The sequence below is a fragment of the Vibrio paucivorans genome, assembly GCF_054053395.1.
In genome coordinates this window covers 1,518,770-1,541,715 of sequence record NZ_CM133231.1, presented here as the reverse complement: position 1 = coordinate 1,541,715, position 22,946 = coordinate 1,518,770, and the positions used below count along the sequence as shown (strand labels likewise).

The 22,946-nt window shown below is 42.8% G+C and carries 16 protein-coding genes; 5 read left to right on the top strand and 11 right to left on the bottom strand.

The features are described from left to right. Positions 1–20: 20 nt before the first annotated feature. Positions 21–785, bottom strand: coding sequence for a substrate-binding periplasmic protein (locus ACXABW_RS22360; protein ID WP_457525605.1), 765 nt, complete (start codon positions 783–785; stop codon positions 21–23). 57 nt (positions 786–842) lie between these two features. Next, positions 843–2,258: a GGDEF domain-containing protein gene (locus tag ACXABW_RS22355; RefSeq protein WP_457525604.1), complete on the bottom strand. Its 1,416-nt coding sequence runs from the start codon at positions 2,256–2,258 to the stop codon at positions 843–845. Positions 2,259–2,594: 336 nt separating this feature from the next. Here ACXABW_RS22355 and ACXABW_RS22350 point away from each other — a divergent pair, with 336 nt between their 5' ends. Then, complete coding sequence (locus tag ACXABW_RS22350) at positions 2,595–3,593, top strand: 2-hydroxyacid dehydrogenase (RefSeq protein ID WP_457525603.1); 999 nt, start codon at positions 2,595–2,597, stop codon at positions 3,591–3,593. Positions 3,594–3,674: 81 nt separating this feature from the next. Here ACXABW_RS22350 and ACXABW_RS22345 read toward each other — a convergent pair whose 3' ends face one another. From ACXABW_RS22345 to ACXABW_RS22335, 3 genes are all read right to left on the bottom strand, one after another. After that, positions 3,675–4,151: a Dps family protein gene (locus ACXABW_RS22345; protein WP_457525602.1), complete on the bottom strand. Its 477-nt coding sequence runs from the start codon at positions 4,149–4,151 to the stop codon at positions 3,675–3,677. A 213-nt stretch (positions 4,152–4,364) separates the two neighbouring features. Then, positions 4,365–5,936, bottom strand: a complete 1,572-nt coding sequence (locus ACXABW_RS22340) for an ABC-F family ATP-binding cassette domain-containing protein (RefSeq protein ID WP_457525601.1) — start codon at positions 5,934–5,936, stop codon at positions 4,365–4,367. A 309-nt stretch (positions 5,937–6,245) separates the two neighbouring features. Further along, positions 6,246–6,866 (bottom strand): heme-binding beta-barrel domain-containing protein, encoded by a 621-nt coding sequence (locus ACXABW_RS22335; protein WP_457525600.1) that lies wholly within the window; start codon positions 6,864–6,866, stop codon positions 6,246–6,248. 447 nt (positions 6,867–7,313) lie between these two features. On the opposite strand from ACXABW_RS22335, the gene ACXABW_RS22330 reads away from it, so the two are divergent. Both ACXABW_RS22330 and ACXABW_RS22325 read left to right on the top strand, forming a co-directional pair. After that, complete coding sequence (locus ACXABW_RS22330) at positions 7,314–9,224, top strand: methyl-accepting chemotaxis protein (RefSeq protein ID WP_457525599.1); 1,911 nt, start codon at positions 7,314–7,316, stop codon at positions 9,222–9,224. 75 nt (positions 9,225–9,299) lie between these two features. Further along, on the top strand, positions 9,300–10,232 hold the full coding sequence (locus tag ACXABW_RS22325) for an urea transporter (RefSeq protein ID WP_457525598.1): 933 nt from the start codon (positions 9,300–9,302) through the stop codon (positions 10,230–10,232). A 37-nt stretch (positions 10,233–10,269) separates the two neighbouring features. Here ACXABW_RS22325 and ACXABW_RS22320 read toward each other — a convergent pair whose 3' ends face one another. Next, the gene (locus ACXABW_RS22320; protein WP_457525597.1) at positions 10,270–10,737 is read right to left on the bottom strand and encodes an ASCH domain-containing protein; all 468 of its coding nucleotides are present in this window, start codon (positions 10,735–10,737) and stop codon (positions 10,270–10,272) included. Positions 10,738–10,858: 121 nt separating this feature from the next. Next, a complete protein-coding gene (locus ACXABW_RS22315; protein ID WP_457525596.1) occupies positions 10,859–12,223 on the bottom strand; it encodes an MATE family efflux transporter in 1,365 nt (454 codons plus the stop codon). A 118-nt stretch (positions 12,224–12,341) separates the two neighbouring features. Here ACXABW_RS22315 and ACXABW_RS22310 point away from each other — a divergent pair, with 118 nt between their 5' ends. Together ACXABW_RS22310 and ACXABW_RS22305 are read left to right on the top strand one after the other, a co-directional pair. Next, positions 12,342–13,295 (top strand): LysR family transcriptional regulator, encoded by a 954-nt coding sequence (locus ACXABW_RS22310; RefSeq protein WP_457525595.1) that lies wholly within the window; start codon positions 12,342–12,344, stop codon positions 13,293–13,295. 101 nt (positions 13,296–13,396) lie between these two features. Beyond that, a complete protein-coding gene (locus tag ACXABW_RS22305; RefSeq protein ID WP_457525594.1) occupies positions 13,397–13,939 on the top strand; it encodes a phosphatase PAP2 family protein in 543 nt (180 codons plus the stop codon). A gap of 148 nt (positions 13,940–14,087) precedes the next feature. Here the strand turns inward: ACXABW_RS22305 and ACXABW_RS22300 are convergent, their stop codons facing one another. The 4 genes from ACXABW_RS22300 to ACXABW_RS22285 form a co-directional block, all read right to left on the bottom strand. Further along, positions 14,088–17,645, bottom strand: coding sequence for an inverse autotransporter beta domain-containing protein (locus ACXABW_RS22300; RefSeq protein ID WP_457525593.1), 3,558 nt, complete (start codon positions 17,643–17,645; stop codon positions 14,088–14,090). A gap of 435 nt (positions 17,646–18,080) precedes the next feature. Then, positions 18,081–18,281: a hypothetical protein gene (locus ACXABW_RS22295; protein ID WP_457525592.1), complete on the bottom strand. Its 201-nt coding sequence runs from the start codon at positions 18,279–18,281 to the stop codon at positions 18,081–18,083. A gap of 499 nt (positions 18,282–18,780) precedes the next feature. Beyond that, positions 18,781–20,538: an EAL domain-containing protein gene (locus ACXABW_RS22290; RefSeq protein ID WP_457525591.1), complete on the bottom strand. Its 1,758-nt coding sequence runs from the start codon at positions 20,536–20,538 to the stop codon at positions 18,781–18,783. A gap of 1,017 nt (positions 20,539–21,555) precedes the next feature. Further along, positions 21,556–22,902: an endonuclease/exonuclease/phosphatase family protein gene (locus tag ACXABW_RS22285; RefSeq protein WP_457525590.1), complete on the bottom strand. Its 1,347-nt coding sequence runs from the start codon at positions 22,900–22,902 to the stop codon at positions 21,556–21,558. Positions 22,903–22,946: the final 44 nt, after the last annotated feature.

The window sequence follows — 22,946 nt, the reverse complement described above, 5'->3', positions numbered from 1 at the left end:
GTTTCCAATGTGGGGAGAAACTACTCTTCTCTCAATCGCTCAAAATAATCATAAATAAGCGAGTTATAGCGGCCATCTTGCTTCATTTCGAACAGCACTTGATCAATGTTCTTGAGAAGTTCTGAATGGTTTCTTAGCTTGGAGAACGCAATAAAGCTTTGGGTAGCATCGATGGATGGGGATAAAATTTCTAGCTGCTCTTCCAACTTTTCTTTTACCAAAATACTCCTAGCACCGAATTCGTTGTTTACCCATAAGTCGGCAACTTGTTCATTGATAAGGCGAGCACATTCACTTGCACTCTCGCGACGAATAACCTCTTTGAAACGGCCACCAGCTATTCTTTGATCGACCGCTTTGCCATAACTGACTTTGTTCACCACGCACAAAGTAAACTGGGAGGAGTTGGCGAACATGGCGACTCGCGGGGAAATGTCACGCCCTTTTAAGCTGACTAGGCTAATGTTTTGCATAAACAACATTTGAGAACTGAAATCGGCAAACTGTTCTCGCTGGCGATTTTTAAATATGGTGAAGATGCCATCGGTGCCACCACTTTCGACTAACTTCAATGCTTCAGCCCAAGGCATTACCGTGATAGTTACCGGTTGTTCTAACTCAGCAAACACATAGCGAACTAAATCGACCGCAACGCCCGAGACGCGGTCTTCTTTTTGCTCAATATAAGGAGGATAGTCGAGTGTCACGAGTTCAATTGGCTCTGCCGCTACCAATTGACTGACCTGTAACAAAGCTGCGACAGCAAACAGTCGTAAACCAATCATGCCACCTCCCTACTCAAGCTTAAGTATAGAGGCAATCTGAAAAAGAACAGTAAAAGCCTATGCTACGTCCAAGCGCTCAATATTGGAGTTTTTGTAAGCTTTCTTATCTTCGTACATTCGATGATCTGATAACGCAACAAACTCTTCCAATTGCTGATAGCTTTCTATCTCATCCACTAAGCACCCACCGACACTACTGGTTATTTTGGTGCCGTGAATCATGAAGCTCCCCTCAGAGCAATGCCCTTTGATGCGTTCGATTAATACTTGAAGCTCTTCTTCACTAGTCATGTCGTTGGCGATGATCAAAAACTCGTCGCCGCCATATCGGATGATCCAATCGGTCGATTTCACGTTATCTTTGATGGTTTTAGCAATGTGCTGAATGGCTAAGTCACCGACCTTATGGCCAAAGGAATCATTAATTTTCTTAATACCATTACCATCGACAAACAACACCGCTGCATTTGAGATTTTTCCGCCGTTGAGAAAGAATTTGCGAATATAACTTTTGGTATACACCCCTGTCAGCTCGTCTTTCTGACTTTCCAGTTCAGCAGCTAACGATCTTAAATAACGGGCATACGCAAAGCCAAACATTCTTACTAGAGCCACAGAGACAACAAACAAAACCGCCAACCATACTGCATCGTCTTCTAACACACTCATTACATAGACTCGAGACTCCATAATGGCGCGTGGAGACATAATGTAGTTATCTGAGAAATACAGTTTGGCATCGTCACCTTGCTCTCTGTTGGACGCCACATTGATGTACCCTCGGCCCGTATCTTCGGTGTGAAAGTAAAAGTCCTGTGATAAGAAGATATCTGAGGACAAATCTGCAATAAGTTCACCTTCGATGATGACGGGTGTAGAAACGGTAAGTACTTGCTTACCCGTTAGAATATCTTTGTAAAACTTAGAGATGATAAATCTATCACCTAGGCTTGATATCCCACGTGTACATTTATAGGTTTCTTGACAATTGATACTGTCATTCCTTGGTGCGCGGATTGGACGAACTTCTTGATCTGTCATGACCAAACTAGAATTATCTAGATAGCCACGATAATAAAAATCCGTATTTTGAGCCTGTCGACCTGCATGTGAACTGTATATTTTGGCAAGATGGAAGATAGGCGCGCTAATGCCCCCTTGTTTGTCCCCTGTTCGAAGAAAACCAAAATTCTTGTCTTCCATTAGTGCACGAACATCTTCATCCTGTATGGAAACGCTGGATTGGGACTCTAGCGCTTCTGTGAGCTCCGTAGATAGTACGAGTAATCTGGTAGAGACGTTGTGGACTTCACTCTCTAGCTCTGTTTGATAAGAGAATTGCTGTTCGACCTTTCTGTCGAGGCTATAAACAAACGCAAACGCCACAATCACCGCGGACAAAAGCAACGAAACTAGCCACGCAAGCCAACGCATTTTAAAGCTATATAGCGCATGCAACCGATTAATACTCATTTGCCCAACTACCTTTACTTATCAACATTGAAGCCTCGCTCAAATTACCTCATTCAACTTACCTACATCCCTACATTAGAAATTGAACTATTACACATACGAGTACTAAGGTTACTTCGATATGAAACGAGACTTTTACCTTTTTACGCCACTAGTGATATTTCACTCTTTAAGAGTATCCCCCCCTCCTAAGGCTGGTCGACCAAGATCTCGTATAGCTCCTTTTACATTTTCAAAGACAAAATCTTGCTTGTCATACGCTTACACGCTTGAAATGCAACCGTGAGCCATGTCACAGTGGAGAAAACTAAATCTCAACACAGAGTGAGGTCTCACATGCTCAACATAGCTTTTTTCAGCACCAAGAATTACGACGAATCGTCGTTTGACAACGCCAACCAAAATCCCAATATCGAATGTCATTTTCATGACTTCCGACTCAACGCAAAAACAGCTCAAATGGCAGCAGGTAGCCAAGTTGTTTGTGCGTTTGTAAACGACAACCTTTCTCGCCCAGTCTTAGAAATCCTTGCTGACGTCGGCGTTAAGCTGATTGCCATGCGCTGCGCAGGTTTCGACAAGGTTGATCTTGAAGCAGCCAAAGAGCTTGGATTACAGGTAGTTCGAGTGCCCGCCTATTCACCTGAAGCGGTTGCAGAGCACGCTGTTGGCATGATGATGTGTTTAAACCGCCGATTACATAAAGCCTACCAACGTACCCGTGATGCTAACTTTTCTTTAGATGGACTGGTTGGATTCAACTTCTTTGGTAAAACTGTCGGTGTCGTGGGCTCAGGAAAAATTGGCATGGCCGCGATGCGCATTTTCAAAGGTCTAGGCATGAACATCCTGTGTTTTGACCCGTATGAAAACCCATTGGCCATCGAACTGGGTGCTAAATACTGCTTGATCGATGAGCTGTTTGCTCAATCCGACATTATTTCTCTACACTGCCCATTAACCGCAGACAATAAGCACCTACTTAATGAACAAGCGTTCGATAAGATGAAAGACGGCGTGATGATCATTAATACCAGCCGCGGCAAGTTGCTTGATTCTGCGGCGGCGATTGAAGCGCTAAAAAAAGGAAAAATTGGTGCTCTTGGCCTTGATGTTTACGACAACGAAAAAGACCTGTTCTTCCAAGACAAATCGAATGACATCATTGTTGACGACGTATTCCGTAGGCTGTCGGCATGCCACAACGTGCTGTTTACCGGCCACCAAGCGTTTCTAACTAATGAAGCCCTGCACAACATCGCTACAACCACACTAAACAGCATTGACGCTTTCTTTGCAGGTCAAAAGTCGGGAAATGAACTCATCAACGACTAAATAAAAACGCGAAAAAAGGCCGCAGGGAATGCGGCCAAAAGTAGGACAAATGTTATAGGACGTAAATGGAAAGGGTTGGGATTACTGAAGGTAAGCGTTCAGCATCCACATCAATTTTTCTTGCTCACCAATGTAGTCACCCATTAATGCAGCCGTACCTTCATCATTGGCTTCACCCGCTTGCTCAAGCAGTTGGCGCTCTTTCTTAAGTAATACGCTAAATCCACTCACCAAACCTTGCACACATTCCACACCCGAAGTTGCATTTAGGTGCTCGCGAATTTCACTTGCTTCTAGGTAGCGGCTAAAGCTGTGGTCTGGCGTAAAGCCTAGTGTGAGAATTCGTTCTGCAAGTTCGTCGATCTTGGTTTGCAGATCGGTGTAAATCTCTTCAAATTTGACGTGTAATTCGAAAAATTGCTGACCTTTAATATTCCAGTGATAACCACGTGTGTTCATATACAGAACTTGGTATAGCGCTAATAAGTGGTTCAGTTCACCAGCAAGATCTTGTGCTTTTTCGTTATCTAGGCCAATTAAATTTGTTTGATTAGTCATACCGACACTCCTTGGAACAGGGTTAATTTGGTTAAGAGCTTTTTTCTCTTTGATGGTTGTAGTTTATGCAACCTCATCAGATAGATAAAACCGTTTAAACCTATTCATTTGATAGTGAAAACCAATCAAAATATGAAGTACACAGTGCCAATTCCCTTAGAGTAGCTGCAGCTGATAATACGATATCTACTCCAAGGCCAATGTTAGCTTCCGCTAGAGCTCATAGTTCAACGCCACACCACTTTCTGCAGCAAAATCCTCGTCGTGACTAATCAGAACAAAAGCGCCTTTATAAGCTTTGAGGGCATTTGCAAGAATGACCTTAGAATCAATATCCAAATGGTTATCTGGCTCATCCAGCAGTAGCAACGGCTGCTCTTTCTGGTGGCTGACGACTAACATGGATAACTTCATTTTCTCACCACCACTGACCTGGCAAACAGTGCGATAAACGGAGTCACGGCGAAAGCCTATTCCGGCCAGTAAAGTCCTAGCTTTATCATGTGGCAAATGTGGACACAATTCCGTCAGGTTATCGAGCATGGTTCGTTCTGAGTTCAGAACTCCGAAATGTTGGTCGAGATAGTAGACAGGTGTATTTAACTGTAATTCTCCACTCATTAACTCTACTTCACCCTGTAGCACTTTAAGTAAGGTAGATTTTCCGCACCCATTTCCACCACTCAATCGCATTTTGCTCCCGCCATTTAATTGAAGTGTAAGTGGTGTATTGCAACCGAAAGGCAACACACCATCCACAATAGAAAACAGCCGCTTCCCTCTGCCTTTTTCGCTATCCATGTAGAGTTTTTGCGCTTTAAGTTGCTCGTGACGACTTTGCAATTCCGACGCTTTTTGTTCCAAAAACTCTCGGCGGCCACTTTCATTTTTACGCCGGTTAGATGCAGATTTCGTCGCGCTACTTCTCATCGCATTAAGCAAAATTTTGGGCTGCCCGCCTTGTTTTCGGATTTTATTTCCTTGTGCGGCACGCTTATCCGCTTTTTCTTGATCCTTTTGCGCTTGCTGCTCTAACCGCTTCTGTTGATTGCTCACGCTGAGAAGCTGTCGCTCTACCGCCCTAGCTTCGAGATCTTTTTGCTCACGATAGAAATCGTAGTTCCCTCCATATTGGATTAGCCCTCGCTGACTCAGTTCCCATATTTGATTCACCGAACGCAACAATTGACGATCGTGGCTTACCACCAATACGTATCCTGGAAACGCTTGTATTTGCTCAATAAGCCAATTTTTGGCGTTGCCATCCATGTGGTTGGTCGGCTCATCAAGGATCAGTAGGTCGACGTTAGATTTGAACAATTGCGAAAGCTGCAGCTTCGCTAACTGACCGCCGCTTAGCTTGCAGCACGGAAAATCCAGATCAGTGGGCAGTCCCAGAACCAATAGCTCATCACTTAACGCCTGCCTAATTCCCCAGTTATCTCCGACAATCTCAAACCATTTAGGATCACTACTTCCCGCTTCGATGTGCGTCAAGGCAGTTAAGAGATCGTCGACTTTCAAAAACTCCGCCAAGCTGGCAGAGCTTTCAATCAAAGTGGATGGTGACTGGCTGTAATAACCCACATTACCTGATAATGAAACAGTGCCTGAGCTGGGCGCTTTGTGCTTCATTAGCAGAGATAGAAAAACCGATTTCCCAACCCCATTTCGCCCCACCAGCCCAACGCGGGATTCAGACAGTGAAACCGAAATGTCGCTTAGCAACGTTTCCCCATTAGCAAATTGGTATGTGAGATGATGTGTTTGTAGTAACAACGGCATAATGGCCTCCTGTGTGCAGGGGCATTAGGCATAGCGATGGTCGATCGACAGATAAAATGGCGCACCATTTAATCGAGTTTTAATGTTGTAGTCGGTTCGAGAAACGAGCGATGATGAGCTACGCCTACTAACCCTGTATATCCAAAGAAAAATGTGTAACGTTCTGGAAAACAGGTATTAGTTATTCATGTGGGCGTAAACTCCGAAAGAAATGATGTGAGGGAGTGTAACGTCAGTGGTGCGCAAAAATCAAGCAAAACGAATGACGACCATTAAGCCGCCATTCATTATTACTTTAGAGCTCGAACATTACTTCACTTTATAAAGTGTGCTGGCATCAGTATGTGCAAATGGCTTTCCATAGATATTCAATTCAGAGCTTTGAGAATAAGTGAGTTCATTCTCTGAAATATTAAGATTCATGGTAAAGTTCGTTGTAGTTGCATTATCTGTCATGTATTCAGATTCTGCGATTCCACGCTTAGAAGCCACTAAAGTCATGTTATTTCCAGCAGGACCTTCTGCGGTAACACATGTGGTACGTGGCACACAAAATGAGTTATATACAATTTGGTTTTCTTGGTCGTAAATTAAGTAGCCGCGTTGATCGTGAAACTTAGAGTCATCTGATTTTCTGAATACTTCTTGCTTATAGTACAAAGCAACTAAGTATTGATCACTGGCATTAGTCGCATCAGCAGCCACTTCAAATGTCATCACTTCGTAGAACGGCGTCACTGCCGGACCACCTTTCCCTACATCAGAGTCTTCCTGACCAGGAGACATATCAATACCACCTGACTCAACCGATTTCCATGTGCCAACTAAAGGGGCTAACGGACCAAAATCCATGCCGTTGATTTCAGTATGTTGAGCGACGACTGGCATAGATAATGCGGCACAAATTCCCACTGCTAATAATTTTTTCATTTTATATTTCCTTTATGTTTTGACTTTACTGCCAAGGAATATAAGTCAACAAATGAAAAATTATTTATTTCAGATCATTTTTTACACAAATTAACTTTCATAAATGTAATTATTTATTTCAATTAAAACTTAAGGATATATATTTAGACAACTAATTAATCAGAGAACTAGCGATTGGGAATAATTAAACATGTATCAAACAAAAAACACACATCATTAAATAAAAATGAGTTCAATTTATAGAATGAAAATACGTATTTAACGTGCTTGAAATAATAACCCATTATTAATATCTCTGTCATTAGCAATATTAGACTTAGTTACCAGACTTCGACTTCTGTTCACTTTTCAAACAAATTAAGTTGACCCACAGGTCAGATTTAACATATTCTTTACAGTTGAACTAAACTATTAGGTTAGAAAACTCGCGACCATAAAAGGAGCATTATGGTGAAGCTTACAATACGAGCCAAAGCAGTGTTAGCAACGGTTGTTGCTGCCCTAGTGATCATCACATTAATGGGGACTTATTCTTTCGTCTCTAGCTGGAACATTCTGATAGAAAAGACGTTCCAGAGAGAACTTCCCGCAGTGCTTGGCGAAGTAAGCAACGATTTAAATAGGCAGCTCGATGGCCCAATCGTCGCTTCTCAAGCGTTAGCATCTTTGCCGATTTTTACCCAATATTCTTCCTCTACTTCTGAGCAGGAGATCACGCAACTTTTATCGTCAGTCAAGCAAGAGTTCGGGGCAATTACCTCTTATTTTGTCTCCGCTAAAGACAACAAATACTACATCCCAGACGGCATTCTAAAAACCATCAAGTCGAGCGAAAGTGGTGATGCGTGGTTTTTCAATTTCATTAAATCAGGCAAAAAGTTTGAGCTTTCGTTCGATACCGATAGCGCAACTGGCATCCCAACCATGTTTGTTAACTATGCGGTTATTAATAATGGTCAACGCGTTGGTGTAGCAGGTATTGGATTAACCCTAGACGCCATCACACAACTCATCAGCCAATACAAACTGGGAGAAAATGGGTTTGTTTTTCTAGTGGATGCAAAAGGTGACATTAAGATCCACCCCGACAAGTCAATGATTGGTAAGTCGCTAACTCAACTTGGTGTTAGCGATGCCGCCTCTTTGCTCCAAGCTCAAGACTCAGCCGTACTAGAAGCCGATATTGGAGGCGAGACCCAAGTTATCGGAGCCAAGACAATGCCTAGCATTGGTTGGACGCTGATTACTGTAGAACCACGTAGTGACGTATTGGCTGATCTCAACAGCTTTAGCCAAACTATGATCCTTATGGCCATCGCAATTGCTGTCATATATACCCCAATCGCCGCTTGGATCACCAACAAACTTCTTGCACCGTTTGCTCAAGTTGCCACCCTTCTTGAAGATATCGGTAAGGGCGGCGGTGATTTAACACAACGTCTAGACGACTCCCGACATGATGAAGTTGGCCAAATGGCCAAAGGTTACAACCAATTTGTGCAATATCTGGCGGACTTATTACGCGATGTCTCGAATACTGGGCAAGAAATCTCCACTTCAGTACAAAGTGTCGATGGTATGGCTCACTCAATGGAGCAAGAGATCAAGCAGCAGACCAGCCAAATTGAGCAGGTTGCCACTGCTATCCATGAAATGGGCGCGAGTTCAGAAGAAGTGGCCTCAAGTGCCGATGGCGCGGCGAAAAGTGCTACGTCAGCAACCGACTCGATTCGTATTGGATTGCAATCAGTCAGTTCTACCTCAGACAGCGTTGAAGCCATGAACAATCAGCTTCAAGAAACCACCAATGTGGTGAATCAACTGGCGCAAGATGCAAGCTCAATCGATACCGTTCTTGACGTGATCAGTGGTGTTTCTGAGCAAACTAACTTGCTCGCCTTGAATGCTGCAATCGAAGCCGCACGTGCTGGTGAGCAAGGGCGTGGTTTTGCAGTTGTCGCTGATGAAGTCCGCACTCTTGCATCCCGAAGCCAAGCCTCGACCGAAGAAATTCGCGCGATTATCGAGCAGCTACAAAAGCGTACAGAGGCCGTGGTATCTGCCATTGCCACCAGTTCTGATATAGCGAAAAACTGTCAGGTTGAAGCAACAAACTCTCAAGAGCAACTTACTTCTATTTCTGCCGATGTAGAAGAGATGAACGCTATTAACATGCAAATAGCCTCTGCCACCAATCAGCAGTCTAATGTGGTGAATGAGATCTCTCCTCACGTCACGAATATCGCAGAGATCGCTCGTCAGAGTGATGAAATGGTGGAACGTACCGCCGCCGATTGTGAGCAGTTAAAACAAAAAGCCGATCACTTAGGGCAACTGGTCAGCAAGTTCAAGTTTTAAGCAGTTAAGCTCGTACACTTAACCCTGACACCTTAACCTAAAACAAATGCGCCGCGCGATTGCACGGCGCATTCTTTGACGATTCGTAAACAGTACATGCAAACCTTTATCCTCAATATATTCAAGGGTCCAACTCTTAGCAGCACGTTCCGCGGTGTTGGCCAAATTGCATTTCAATACAACCTGTGGTCAGGTGTGCTGTTTTCATTCGCTATTGCCCTCACATCGCCGAATGCACTGCTTTATACTCTGGTTGGCTCATTAATTGGTTATCTGGCAGGGGCCATACTCAAAGCCCCGACTAGTGCCTTACACGGGGGACTTTACGGCTATAACGGGGCCTTAGTCGGCTTGGCAACAGGGATGTTTTTTCAACCTTCCGTTGTCGCACTGCTCTTGGTCGTGGTTGCTTCATTCGCCACATCAGCCTTCATGAAACTTTGGGCGCAGTACTTTCCATCTAATCATCTGCCGCCTTTCACGTTGCCGTTTTTGAGCACTTTCTGGTTGATTAGCGGTACTGGCCTTCTTGAACCGGTGACCTTTGTGACGCTGTTACATGGAGAGTTAAATCAATGGCTTCAAACCGGCTTAGCGACGCTTCATGGCGTTGGCCAAGTTTTCTTCACTGGCTCTACACTGGCAGCCGTTATTATCGTCGCCGGATTTATTGCTAATTCAATGTCTGGGGCAGCGTGGGCTATCGGTGCTTCTTTGATTGGATATTGGATTGGGCAGCTACTTGGCGCGGATGATCCAAGTCTACATGTCGGGTTGTTTGGGTTTAACGCAACACTAACGGCAATCGCCCTTCATATACGTTACGCGAACCATATCGTTGTTTTAGGTTCGGGAGTAGTACTGGCTACTTTGCTGACTTGGCTGGCAGGGAGTTTGTCACTGACCGTGCTTACCCTGCCATTTATTGTTGCCACTTGGGCAACCATCCTTATTGCTGACCGAACATATTGGCGCAAACGAAACGAGCAGCCAAAGAAAAGCACATAGAATTATAATCCCACAAGGCCGACTTGCCGCTGTCGATTTAAACGGGATACACCACTTTAAACCTTTCCAGCAACAGCAAAGTGTCTTGTGAGAACGGAATATTCAGTTCCTCGCACTCAGCGCTAAAGAAGCGCTGATGAGCGTTACGCCACCATTCTATGCTTAGATCACCTTCACCTTCCGCCTGAGCAAACTCCACACTTACCTGCTCAAACGGACAAGTAGATACATCCGTAATTTCAATCACGCAAACAGGCTCACCGCTCCAGTTTGTTACAACCTGAAGATGACCAACTTGGGGCCGTTGCTCACCTTCCACGCTATACCAACGTTCCATCGAACATGTGGCAGTCTTCTTGCCGGTACGTACTAGCTCGGCACAGACATTGGCATTTTCTTCATCCGCACAGTAATAATCCGCACTGACCGATGGGATTGAACGACGTTCATCCGCCGTTAACGTGCTTAAATACTGATCTAGATATTGCTGAGCTTGAGCATCCATGTTGCTGTTTTCCTTCTACTTTCCCTTGCTTTAGGATGCAGAGCATAATGCGCTGCCAACTGAATACCAAGAAAAAGAGCCAGTAATACTGGCTCTTGTCATCCTTTTGCTTATTGGCACCTTAAGATGCTTGTTCAGCGAGAGTGGCATGGGTTGCAGATGGTGGGTTTTCATGGCGCTTAATCGCAACCATCAAGTGGATAAGAAGTAAAATCCCCGTTACCGCAAGGCCAACTCCGATACCAGCCCAAATACCCGCTAGCTCGAATCGTGGCATCAGCCACCAAGCGGCTGGCAGACCAAACAACCAGTAGCCTATCGCCGTCATAACCGTTGGCATTGAGACAATCTTCATACCACGCAGTAAGTTGATAGCAAGAAGTTGCCATGCATCGACAATAAAACACAATGCCACCACCCAAATAACCGAAGCCAGCAACGCGCCCATACCATTTTGACCATCATCTAACTGGAACAAAGCAGCAATGGCTTCAGGCCACAGAATAAAGATCGCAGATAACACAACACTAATCACACTGACCAAGAAGAAGCTTTGTAAAGAAGTGCGCTTTATCCCTTGGTAGTTTTCCGCCCCGTAGTCACGCCCAACCAATATGGCAGCAGCTTGAGAGAAACCGAAGTTCACGTTCCAGGTAAAGCTCAAACATTGCAGTAAGATTTGGTGCAGCGCTAAGGAAGCAATGCTGATGGTTCCTGCCATCAAGGTGCCTCCATAGATTAATCCATGTTCTAGCAAGGCTGCTGCTGCAATTGGCAAACCCATTAGCAGTAGCGGATTCATCAACTTAAGTGAGTATTCCTCACGGTTTAACCAAGGGGCAAACGGCAAATACTCTTCTCTTTTGAACACCCAAACACCGTAGCCAATCATCACAATAAACGCAGCAATGGCCGTACCAAGCCCAAGTCCAGTGAGCCCCATACCAAATTGGAAAGTCAGTAGGTAGCTAATTGGTACATTGAGCACCACAGTAATAACAGACATCACCATGATAGAACGCACATTGCCTAGCGCGCTGGTTAAGCCACGCAGCACCAATAGGATAAGTGATGGGAACATCACCCACTTAAGCGCATGCACGTATTCCATCGCTAAAGTCACCACTTCTTCAGGCTGATTCGCCGCTTGAAGAACGACAGACGCAAAATAGAAACTGCCCATCAAAATCACACTCATTACCACGGACAGCAATACCGCCCCTTTGACCGCCAATCGAATTTGCTGATTACCGAACTCTGGCCTTGCAACGCGCTGGCCATAGGCGATAGCGATGAGATTCGCGACACAACCAACGGTACTGCTAGCGATGATAAAAATGAAAAAGTAGATCGAAGCGCCCAAGCCACCCGCAGCCAATGCAGACACACTTAATCGCGACATCATCCACACATCGGTCAGAACCAATGCCATAGCGATGAGCTGAGAAATGATCAGTGGGAATGCCAAAGCGAGTATTTTTTTCATAGTGTATTGAGAGCCTGAATATCTTGCTTGTAATGTCGCCTAAATTAAGCGTATCGACACTGGTATTCAATTGATATATACGTCACACTGACATTACATAAACTCATGCGAGAGAAAAATGAACGCTTATCCTAGCTTGCCCTATTCACACAACGGGCTAAAAGTCTTTGAATCGGTAGCACGCTTGATGAGTTTTACGCTTGCTGCCGATGAACTGAACGTCACTCAAAGTGCCGTCAGCCGTCAGGTAAAACAGTTAGAGGATGACTTAAACGCAAATCTGATTGTTCGAAAGCATCGTTCAATTGAACTCACGCTACAAGGGTTGCAATTGTTCCAAGCTCTGCGAGAAAACTTCAGCAAATTGGAGTCATTAATCGCCTCTTGGCAATCACCAGAGCATAAACGAATCGTTATCAAAGCCACGCTGAGTTATGCCACTCGTATTTTGATTTCTAAAGTCCAAGATTTGAATAAGCTCTATCCCGACTACGAGATTGTGATTATTCCCTGTATCGAAGAAGACGAAAGCCTAAACACACCCGATTACGATCTTCTGATTTTTCATACCAAGCTGCGCGATCACTACGAAAACAAACCCAACATGTTCTTCCTACGAGAAGAGTTCATGGCCCCCGTATGCGCTGCAAGCAGTGTCACAGAATCCACCACCATTGATACGATTCTCAAAATGCCTCGTTTACACCCAACCCTCGACCACCATGATTGGAAAATGTGGACATCGCAAATCGACTATAAAGAAACAGCCCCAGCCAGAAACACCACCTTCTTTACCCTCGATCTCGCACTAAGTGCTTGCCTTTCTGGACAGGGCGTTACCGTGACCGATTTGTTGTTAATCCAACAAGAGCTTGAGCGTGAGTTCTTTTACTGCCCAGAAAACGCCAGCGTTCAATACAGCGCGTGGCGGTACTACGGCCACCAGCGAACGCAATCCCAAGTCATTGACGACATTATTGAATGGTTAAAAGAAGAAACTGCACAAGAATTACAGCGCTTACGTCAAATGGCACGTAAGCATAACTGGGGCGGTGTGTTGCGAGATTCGTAGCCAAATTACAATCGCTTAATGGCTTTTTTCACATTTCTTTGATCTTTGTGGTGGCACTCTATGCTATATATGCCCACCCATTTGCTGTAGGTGACTCCACAATGTTCAAAGCCTTCTCTTATAACCCACTGATTACCATTCCACTACTTTGCCTAAGTAGTAACGCGGTTGCCTCAGACTCTTGGAAAACGGTCAGTGATATTGGTGCGTATGGATTAGTCGCCACCGCACTCGCGGTACCCGCATACAAAGAAGATTGGCAAGGGTTTAAACAGGCTGGATTTAGTATTGCGACCGCGTCTGGTATGGGTTTACTAGGAAAAGCAACCATAGAGAAAGAACGCCCAGACGGTAGCGATAACCACAGCTTCCCGTCCAACCACACGGCTAATGCATTTGCCTCAGCCACCACTCTGCATTTGCGTTACGGCTGGCAAGCAGCATTGCCCGCCTATGGAATGGCAACCTTAGTGGGCGTTGGTCGTGTAGAAGCTGATAAGCACTATTGGAGTGATGTATTAGCGGGAGCTGTGATTGGATCAGTATCAGCATGGGTGTTTACCGACGCTTTCGATGACAATGTTCAAGTACTACCGTGGGTTGATAGCCAGTCGGTTGGGCTGAATGTATCGATGCAGTGGTGAAAATGCAGACATCAAAATAGCTTCACTAACCCTCCAAATAGTTGGCAGTCTCCTAAGACTTTCACACTTACAAGTTAAAAAAATCCCAAGTTAGATTACTCTAACTTGGGATTTTAGTACTTATCTCTTCGTAGATAGATATTTCAATCTATAAGCTATTAACCTGACTCAAGTTCACCATGTAAGCTTCACCATTTTTCAATGTGACTTTTAGGTATGGAGTACGCTTCAATGAGTAATTAAGGTTCAAACGACCAGTATAAGTTTGGTTGGATATATAATACATATGCCTTATGTTTTGATCAGGAACAGTCTGATGTATATGAACTTTCACTTCTATCCAAGTTATTGACGAGGCATGTTCATCTACAGTGAACTCATAGGCAATCTCACTTGCTGAACTATTGCTACATGTACCCTGACAAGACCATTTAGCTCCAGAGATACGAGGCCTTGGTAATTCATACACATCAGTGATGTTTACAGTCAGAGATTGCTCCTTGGTATTACCCTCAGCATCGGTCGCAACCACAGTGACTTCATAGCTATTCTGACGATCTTGATCTGCCGGAGACTCAAAGTCTTGCGTTCTGAGCATTAATGCACTGTGACCATTCGACCAGCTAAAGTGAGCAGAGTCGTCGCCTGCTAAACCCCAAGTTACGCCACCAATAGCCGAGCCTGTTAGCTCTACACCTGCAACCTTCACTGTTCCCGAATTTTCCGGTACTGCCGTGACTTTGTTTGTCAGGCTGACATCATGCGTTGCCGTCTCCACTACATTGGTCACCGTCACCGTTAGCGGTTGCAGCTTGATGTTACCGTCTGCATCTGTCGCAACCACGTCCACTGAATACGTGTTATTACTCCCTAAGTCCTTTGGTAACTCGAAATCTTGCGACTTCATAAACAACTCACTGCCACCACTTCTCAGTTCGAAATGTGATGCGTCTGCCCCAGACAAGGACCAAGTCTCACCGCCAATGGCTGTACCCGTTAGTTCGACACCCGCAACCTTCACTGCGCCCGAGTTTTCTGGAATTGCAGTATTTAGGTCTTTCAACGTGACATCGTGCGTTGCGCTTTCTGATACATTCTCAATCTTAACCGTCAGGGACTCTGAATCTCTATTACCATCCCTGTCCTCAGCAACTACGGTCACCTGGTAGTCATTCGAGTTATTGTTATCTCGTCGATTCTCAAAATCTTGATTGGAGAGGTACAAAGATTGACCATTAAGCGTAAAGTACTGCTCGTCCTCACCTTCTAGGCTCCAACTTAGGTTATTGTTTCCGCCAATTGCATTACCCAGAACAGTCGCATCCGCTACTTTAACGTCACCACTATTTTCATTCACCTTAACAACCGGATTCAAAAGCTTTATTGAATGCTGTATCAATTCAAGGACATCAAGTACTTCAACCAAGATCGTCTTGGTCGTTTGGTTAGCATTGGTATCCGTTACCGTTGCGCGGATTTCATACTTGTTGTCTTGGTTCGCATCTGTTGGACTTTCAAAATCAGCAGGACTAAAAGTAATTCGGCCACTTTCTGTGTCTATCAAATTCGCATTTGCGCCGTCCTCATCTCTAACAGACCAAGTAATCGGGCCAAGATTGTCTGTAACTGTTAAAGCTTCAGTTGTGACCGCTTCATTCTCGCGAACTTGGTAGGAAAAGTTACCATTAACCAAAATGGTAGAATGCTCTCGATTATTGAGAGGGTCAGTTCCATTTTCAAGCTCCTCTCTATCGGACATTAAATCGCCATCGGTATCGACTAAGTTAACATCCGTTCCATGGGCATATTCTTCTGAATCTTTTAATCCATCACCATCACGGTCTAGGTTTTCTGGACCAACGCGAAAATCAAATACTTTGGTCGCTAAAACCTGTGTCATCACTCCTCGCGAAGAAAAAGCAACAGGAGAAAGGTTATTAGCTATTGAATCCAAATATGGGATTTCGACTCTTCCGTTAGGCTGAGCATCTAACTGAGAAAGCTGAATTTCGAGCACATTAGGCCAAGTTTTATTCCTGAATTTATACTGGCTATCGGGTGCTGTTATGTCTAGCATCGCTTCGATGTTATCTCGGCTTAAGTACGCTTCATAATAGCTATTGAGTGCATCTACTAAAGGTTGCTTTTCTGAGTCGTTAGTCTTGAATAGAACAGCAAACTGAACGACTTTTTGAGGCGCGATCACGTTACCATCATTGGGTTCTAAGCCAATCCCATCAAACAACCCATCGTTAGCTTCAACTTTAACAACACCACCTGTTGTAATAACGTTTTTGGTTTCTTTATCAGTAATGGTGACTTGGTAAGAGAACCCTTTCCCTTTCACATCAAATGGCGGGACGACCACGCTCCCACCTACCTGCGCACTTAAAGAACGCGAAGAGCTGCTTGTAGCAAGAAGTTCAGGGGAAGCACTGAGATCCCACTGCACTGAATATCTGTCAGGAATTTCGCTCGCGGAGTAGGTTCTGCCATTAATATCAACGACTAACTCGATCGGTTCAAACGAAGGGTAGTTGAGAGGTTGTACAGCGAGTGTATGCGCATTGACTACAGCCAAGCGAGGATCAAATTTGTACTCTAGCACAATGTTATTGTTACGCTTTACAAAGTCATAACGGCGTAAATCCAAATCCAACACACTTTCCGGAGCTAACGCTTTTAGTTGGTTAGGTAAAGACTGGCCGAACTGATAAGTAAGATTGGAACTCAGCGAGAACTCACTATTACTCCCTTTAGCATCATTGTACTTCACATCGAAGCTAAGCAATGAGCTAGGTCGATAGCCTAGTTCAATAGAGTATTCATATGGGTCTTTAACAAATACTCCTTGGCCTAGTGGATCAACCTCATCACCAAAGTACATCGCAGCTCCTAATGTCGTACTTAGCGCTGGGTAACTTGGAAGGTAACCTTTCACAAACAGATCAACGCCCTGCGCTGCTCTTTCTAAGTAAAATGCTTTGTCTGGCGAACTTTTCCAGTCGGATAGAGGGAAATAATAGTTGCTAGAAAGATCGATGTAAGTAGAAAACAGCTCAGCACCCACGCTAGCTCGATTGTGTTTTCTGTCAACGTCGTGATCAAAAAACGCATTGACCCCGTAGACATACTCACCACTTGACAGTCGATAGCCAAGACCTAAGTTGAAGAAGTCTCGCCCCATAAACTGACCAGAGCCGTTCAGTTGATAACTGATTTGCAGCAAATAAGCTTCTTTTTCATTATCATACAGTGGCCCCACGAAACCAATTGACCCAGAGTAGTCACCGTCATTTTCAAACAGGTTATCATACAGGCTGAAATCAATTTCAAGAGAGCTTTTATCCCAGTAGGTTTTGGGGTCGATTGAAGAAACCAGTTCTTCGTCTTTATTCTTAATATATTGCTTTAATTGAGACTTTGCCCATTCATCGCTTTCTTTCTCTACAATTGACTCAGATAAGCCTGCTATATGGGGTGATAGGTCAACTGATGTTGAATCTGTTAGTTCAATATCACTACCTAGGTTTGGGAGTTCATTTGCATGAAGCTCTCCAAAGCCCTTATTGGTAGTTGCTATAAGAAATAGAAAAACCACTAGCTTGTTTAGATTAAATACGTTCCATGTAGCGTTTAGAGTATTACTCCCTAACCATGTCCTTTTATTGCGTCTGCAATAATGATTGTTGTTATTGTTAGACATAAATACACCTGTATCACTTCAACAAAAATGTCGTCTATATTTATGCCTGATATAAATAACCCTAAACACGAAAACAGAAGATATCCCTTTATTTTTGGCGATTATCCCATTTAATCAAGAGCTTCACTTTCTCAGATAAACAGCCATAGTCAAAAAATCGCAATTGCTTTTTATCTAAAAATTAAAAAGAGCACACTTAACAGATTCAATGGTCACCTTTGCGGTATAAACATTGCTTCATAGTTACTTGACAAGCCTAGAAAGATAGCTAGAAATTGAAATACTTATCTGTTAATCAAGTTTCCTAGAAACACAAGAGGGTCGCTATAAAATTACATGAGGAGGAATAATGGTGAAAACAATGAAAACTCATGTCACCGCTTCAAATAACAGATTTCAATGAGGGTAAGAGGAGAATAGGATAAAAGTCTATTTTTAACGTGTCAGTATTCTCTTATACTCTTGAAGTTTCCTTTCAATAAAAGGAAAATCTGGCTTATATTTTTGTGCTTGTTTCATTAGCGCATATGAGCGATTTACATTTCTATTCTGAACCCTAATAGCCTCATCGATAAAATGATTGGCAATAATGTCATCCATGTCATACATAGATTTCTTACGAGTTAGACCATGCATTAAGAAGCCTCCGAGGTTCGGACCTATATAGCTCTTTGTGATGATGTTGAAAAGTGAAACATCATCACTTAATTACAAAATTACTATATAGATCTATTCACCTTAAAATAGGGCTAACAGCGATATATCGCCTATCGATGATACTTATCCGTATAGAAGGCAACAGATATAGGTAAATTAAATACCTGTTCTTAGGTGTTACCTTTTCATTCTAGCTGTAGATCACGCAATTAAAAATGCGCCTCCCTTTAACAAGCGAGATGGCAACATAGCACATAGCACATAGCACATAGCACATAGCACATAGCACATGAAATGGTATCGATGCTTCTCTCTAATTAATCCGAGTAACACTAGAACGTTAGGAGCGATGTTCTCGAAGTTGCTTAATAATTGAAGCTAGGCTTAAGGTCAGATTAGAATGAGCGAGAACAGAGCAAGCGAAAATTTCGCTTGCTCTATAGTTTTATAAGGGAGTAACACACGTCACACTAGGCTATTACCCTCGATTGTAGTAATAACCTTGCTGAAATACAGCACCTTCACCGAGCATGGATTTAATGTTTTTGTCTTCCACACCTTCAAAGATGACATCGACTCCAAACGAGTTAGCAAGTTCAATGATCTTGGTAATCTTGTCTTTATAATTATTAGAAGACGTATCCTGTGTTATTTTTTTATCTATCTTAATGTACGATGCGTTTACAACATTAAGTAGACCAACATTGTTATTTCCCTGACCAAAATCATCAATTGCTATTTTAACATTTTCTAATCCAGAAAGAAGATTAATTTTTTCTACAATTTTATCGCTGTAGCTTACTTTAGAGTCTTCCGTTACCTCTATCACAAATAGCTTATCGCTATCCATAATTATTCTACAAATATTAGAAAAGTGATGATCATTTAATAATATGCTTGGGCATAGGTTAAAACCGATTGAACCATACTGCTCTTCTGCTTTAGAGAGAACCTCCAAAGTTATTATGGTATGTGTAGATAGAAGCTTACTCTTTCTCAAAAAACCAATTGCTCCTTGAGTATTCCTTCCGCCTATTTTGAATAAGCTTAGCGCCTCATAATACTCAACCTGCATACTATTCGTATTAATTACACCTTCTAATTTTATAGAAAAACCAAATAATAATATAATATACCTAGTTAAGTTAATTGCCTTCCTCAAGTAAATGATACTAAACAATACCAGGCTTAATAACACCATTTCTAAAATGATATTTTCCCCGTAGTAACTGACAACAAGTCCGGTGTTAATAGTGTCTTTGTAAACGGCTCTGCTCTCTACTTTATTACCTATAGATAGTTTAAACTGATCAAGCCTCTCGAAAGTCAAACTTTCAAACAATAGCGGGGAAAGGTACCTAGAATATCTCGAGTTTATGGATTTTAGCCTGATCCTGCCATGTACTTCATGGCCACTATTTATCCGGCTTATGTAAAGATAACTACTCGTTCTTTTATACCACTTATCTGGCCTTGACTGAAAACGCTCTACACTGTCTTCAGTTACCATACATTGATCGTTGCTATCTACATCTTTGATCAAAGCCGACTCTAAGCTAATACTATTGCCCAGCGTCTTCATCAACATTGCGTCATCACTACTACAACTAAGCTCTGTTAAGTTAATCATTGTACCAACAACGTCTTCAGAATTTTTCTGAATCTCTGATGAAATATAGTAATACTGAATGAGTAGTATGAGAAAAAAAGCAGACAAAGATACAAGAAATGACAACCCCAGTGTTTTTGCTATTCTCCTATGCTCACTCTTGATGCTATTAAAAACAGCTTTAATCTTTAAATATTTATCAACATCAACTTCAATCAATGCAGGTCTATAATTTGTTGGGCTTTTAACTTCATCTACATTCAAAAAGTAGCCAGAACGATTAATATTGACTACAAACTTTACTCCGCTAATACCAGTAAGATTGAATACACACTCAGAAAACTTTCGTCTCACCGAAGCTAGGGTATTCTTAATAAAGTTGAGGGGTAAATTAGAAGTTCCTGATACTTCCATGTATCTCGCTTCTATGTATCTTGAACTAATAGGAGTATGCTTAGCACCATACTGGCCAATTATGCCTATAAACTCACTTTCACTTTTTGATAATTTTGACTTATGCTTTTTTCTTTGGCCTTCACGCTCCACTTCGACTTGCAGTTCTTCCGCATAAACTAAGACTGTAATTTCACCTACTCTATCACATTGAATCTGGTACTTCCCTCTCACTACGCCCTCCCCAATGACAAGAAATATAAATATTGACGATCTGTCGGGTCATTTAATTCAGTATCAAGATTGAATTTTATACTTGTAATGATTTTTTATAACTAGCACATCAATGCCCCCCAATACTTGCACGCATGAACAAGAGTTAGTAAGTGAAACAATGGATTATTCAGCAAACCTGACGACTATCCACCTCTTTCAACAAACAGCATCAAAACAAAAAAAACCTTCAATAACAACAAGATAGTAGGATTAAGTTGTAGTAAACTATCCCATCCATCACTGAAGCTTCATTAAGTGAGGTATATAGTTGTTTTTATATTTTTGAACAAATAGTCCCCACCCCAATGACCATCAATGAGGCAATAGTGATAGAAAAACAAGAGATTACTCAAATATTAGATCTGCATTATACAAATAAAGGGTATGCATCATAATAACCAATAGTTTATTGGTCTTATGGTTGTCTGTTTAGTCACTTTATAAAAAGATTATTGCTATGAGTTACAAGAGAACTAATCAGGCATGATTGATTAATTTATATTAGTTATGGGAAAAGCAAATCTAGTACTTAAAATGCAAATACCCCTCCCAACTCTATTTCCATCAACAATTAAGATAAGTAATAAATTGTCGAGATAATCGCTAGTTTTCATTGAGATAATAGCAACATCGAATACCATAGCACCAAGCTCTTGCTTAATAAGGCAGTGGGAACTTAAATAGAGATAAAATCGGATATATCGATTTTGGCTCCCTATACTTTAACGTTTGCACAGGCAGGTACACTGCCTGTGCTTTTTTAAGTACAGGTTTCAACCTAAACATGTTCACCACGTTATTCTAGTATTTATCACTACGTATTCTCTCATTTAATTAAAGGAACTCATACGTGATAAAAGAAGAGTGGAACATTGAGGTATTAGCTACCCACTTGACTGAGAATCCCTAACCAAGCGAGTAGCTCTTTTGAGTTAGGCAGCTAAGTAACAGCACTAACTACCAGTGAACAAAGCCTTAAAACTGCGCTGTAATCCAGACCATGCGGTGATCAGATGACACATCTTTGCCTTCACCTTCTTCGCCAACACGAGGGTCATTGAATAGCTGACGCCCTTCTTCAAATGACGCCGCCCAGTACACACCAGAGTCGACGACGTTAAGCGTTGCAGAAGGCATTGCGTAATCAACACCGAGGCCAAATGTGGATGTCATGCGCTCAGGAATTGGGTGGTCCTCTAATTCGTCAACAGCATATTCGGCAGCACCATAACTGGTAGGGTATAGCTCACCATTCATCACCTTTTGATTGACCAATGGATCCGCATGCAACGCAGCCATAACTTCAGTAAATCCGTCGCCAGCGACTGGATCTAAGTTCTGATCGCCCATAATGACAAAGTTTGCGCCAGCAGTTAGGCCCCCTGTTTTACCAGCGTCATCGTATAGAGACTCACCACCCTGAATGTACTGGTGCCAGAACTCCACTTCATCAGCGTTCATTTGTTTGTTTTTGCCCGGATCAAATACTGGTGGTGTCGGGTGGGACATAAGAAGGTGCACAACTTCTTCACCGTTCTCCGTCGGGATAATAATAGGTGCATCTACGTGGTTCTTAGACGATAGACGAACTACATCCCACTCGGCTGCTGAATACCACGGGTCGCCACACTCCATACCTTCAGGAATGGTTTCAGAGCCATCACAAATAGTAATCACGGGATTACTCGCTCCTTCAAGATCCTTCCACTTAAATTCTTGGAATGTACGTGTATTTGCCGTGTCGATTTCATATTGAGACATCAGTGCAAATGCGTATTGACCGTGGTATAAGCCGAAGCCCCAGCTATCACCAGGTTGGAAACCGTCAGAGCCATCATTATCCAAATCGTGGCCAGATACTAAGCCTGTATTTGTCGCATACGATTCAAAAAACGGGTATTGAATCGGCTCTAAGTTTGCCTCACCTCCAGCTCCATCAATACTTTGTGCAACCGATAGATAGTTTTGCTGGAAACCAACCAACGCATCTTTGTTTTCACCGGTTCCATCATTATTAAATTCAGCCATCATCAAAACATTAGGGCGTTGCTTTTGAATAACAGCCGCAACATTACGTATTTGAATGACTTTTTGTGCCGTCGTTTTAGTATCTCCAGAAAGCGAACCATTTAAGTAGCCCGCAACCAACACGTCTTGTTGCTCTGGCTCGATTTGCATTTCAGCGACTAAATCTTCAAAAGTATTTCTGTCGAAAGAAAGGTTGTAAGTCGCGATTTTTACATTGGTTGTGTCTGAGTCATTACAACCCGCCAGCAACATCGCACCAAGAATGAGAGCTAAAGGTTTTTTTGACAGTTTCATGTGCAGCCTTATCGTTATTTGATTTCGGCTGCATACTAGTTTCA

Excerpts from the sequence above, each read along its gene's own strand:
- ACXABW_RS22350 (WP_457525603.1), top strand. The coding sequence starts at position 2,595 with ATGCTCAACATAGCTTTTTTCAGCACCAAGAATTACGACGAATCGTCG.
- ACXABW_RS22315 (WP_457525596.1), bottom strand. The coding sequence starts at position 12,223 with ATGAAAAAAATACTCGCTTTGGCATTCCCACTGATCATTTCTCAGCTC.
- ACXABW_RS22330 (WP_457525599.1), top strand. The coding sequence starts at position 7,314 with ATGGTGAAGCTTACAATACGAGCCAAAGCAGTGTTAGCAACGGTTGTT.
- ACXABW_RS22310 (WP_457525595.1), top strand. The coding sequence starts at position 12,342 with ATGAACGCTTATCCTAGCTTGCCCTATTCACACAACGGGCTAAAAGTC.
- ACXABW_RS22340 (WP_457525601.1), bottom strand. The coding sequence starts at position 5,936 with ATGCCGTTGTTACTACAAACACATCATCTCACATACCAATTTGCTAAT.
- ACXABW_RS22285 (WP_457525590.1), bottom strand. The coding sequence starts at position 22,902 with ATGAAACTGTCAAAAAAACCTTTAGCTCTCATTCTTGGTGCGATGTTG.
- ACXABW_RS22300 (WP_457525593.1), bottom strand. The coding sequence starts at position 17,645 with ATGTCTAACAATAACAACAATCATTATTGCAGACGCAATAAAAGGACA.
- ACXABW_RS22360 (WP_457525605.1), bottom strand. The coding sequence starts at position 785 with ATGATTGGTTTACGACTGTTTGCTGTCGCAGCTTTGTTACAGGTCAGT.
- ACXABW_RS22355 (WP_457525604.1), bottom strand. The coding sequence starts at position 2,258 with ATGAGTATTAATCGGTTGCATGCGCTATATAGCTTTAAAATGCGTTGG.
- ACXABW_RS22305 (WP_457525594.1), top strand. The coding sequence starts at position 13,397 with ATGTTCAAAGCCTTCTCTTATAACCCACTGATTACCATTCCACTACTT.
- ACXABW_RS22335 (WP_457525600.1), bottom strand. The coding sequence starts at position 6,866 with ATGAAAAAATTATTAGCAGTGGGAATTTGTGCCGCATTATCTATGCCA.
- ACXABW_RS22345 (WP_457525602.1), bottom strand. The coding sequence starts at position 4,151 with ATGACTAATCAAACAAATTTAATTGGCCTAGATAACGAAAAAGCACAA.
- ACXABW_RS22295 (WP_457525592.1), bottom strand. The coding sequence starts at position 18,281 with ATGCATGGTCTAACTCGTAAGAAATCTATGTATGACATGGATGACATT.
- ACXABW_RS22320 (WP_457525597.1), bottom strand. The coding sequence starts at position 10,737 with ATGGATGCTCAAGCTCAGCAATATCTAGATCAGTATTTAAGCACGTTA.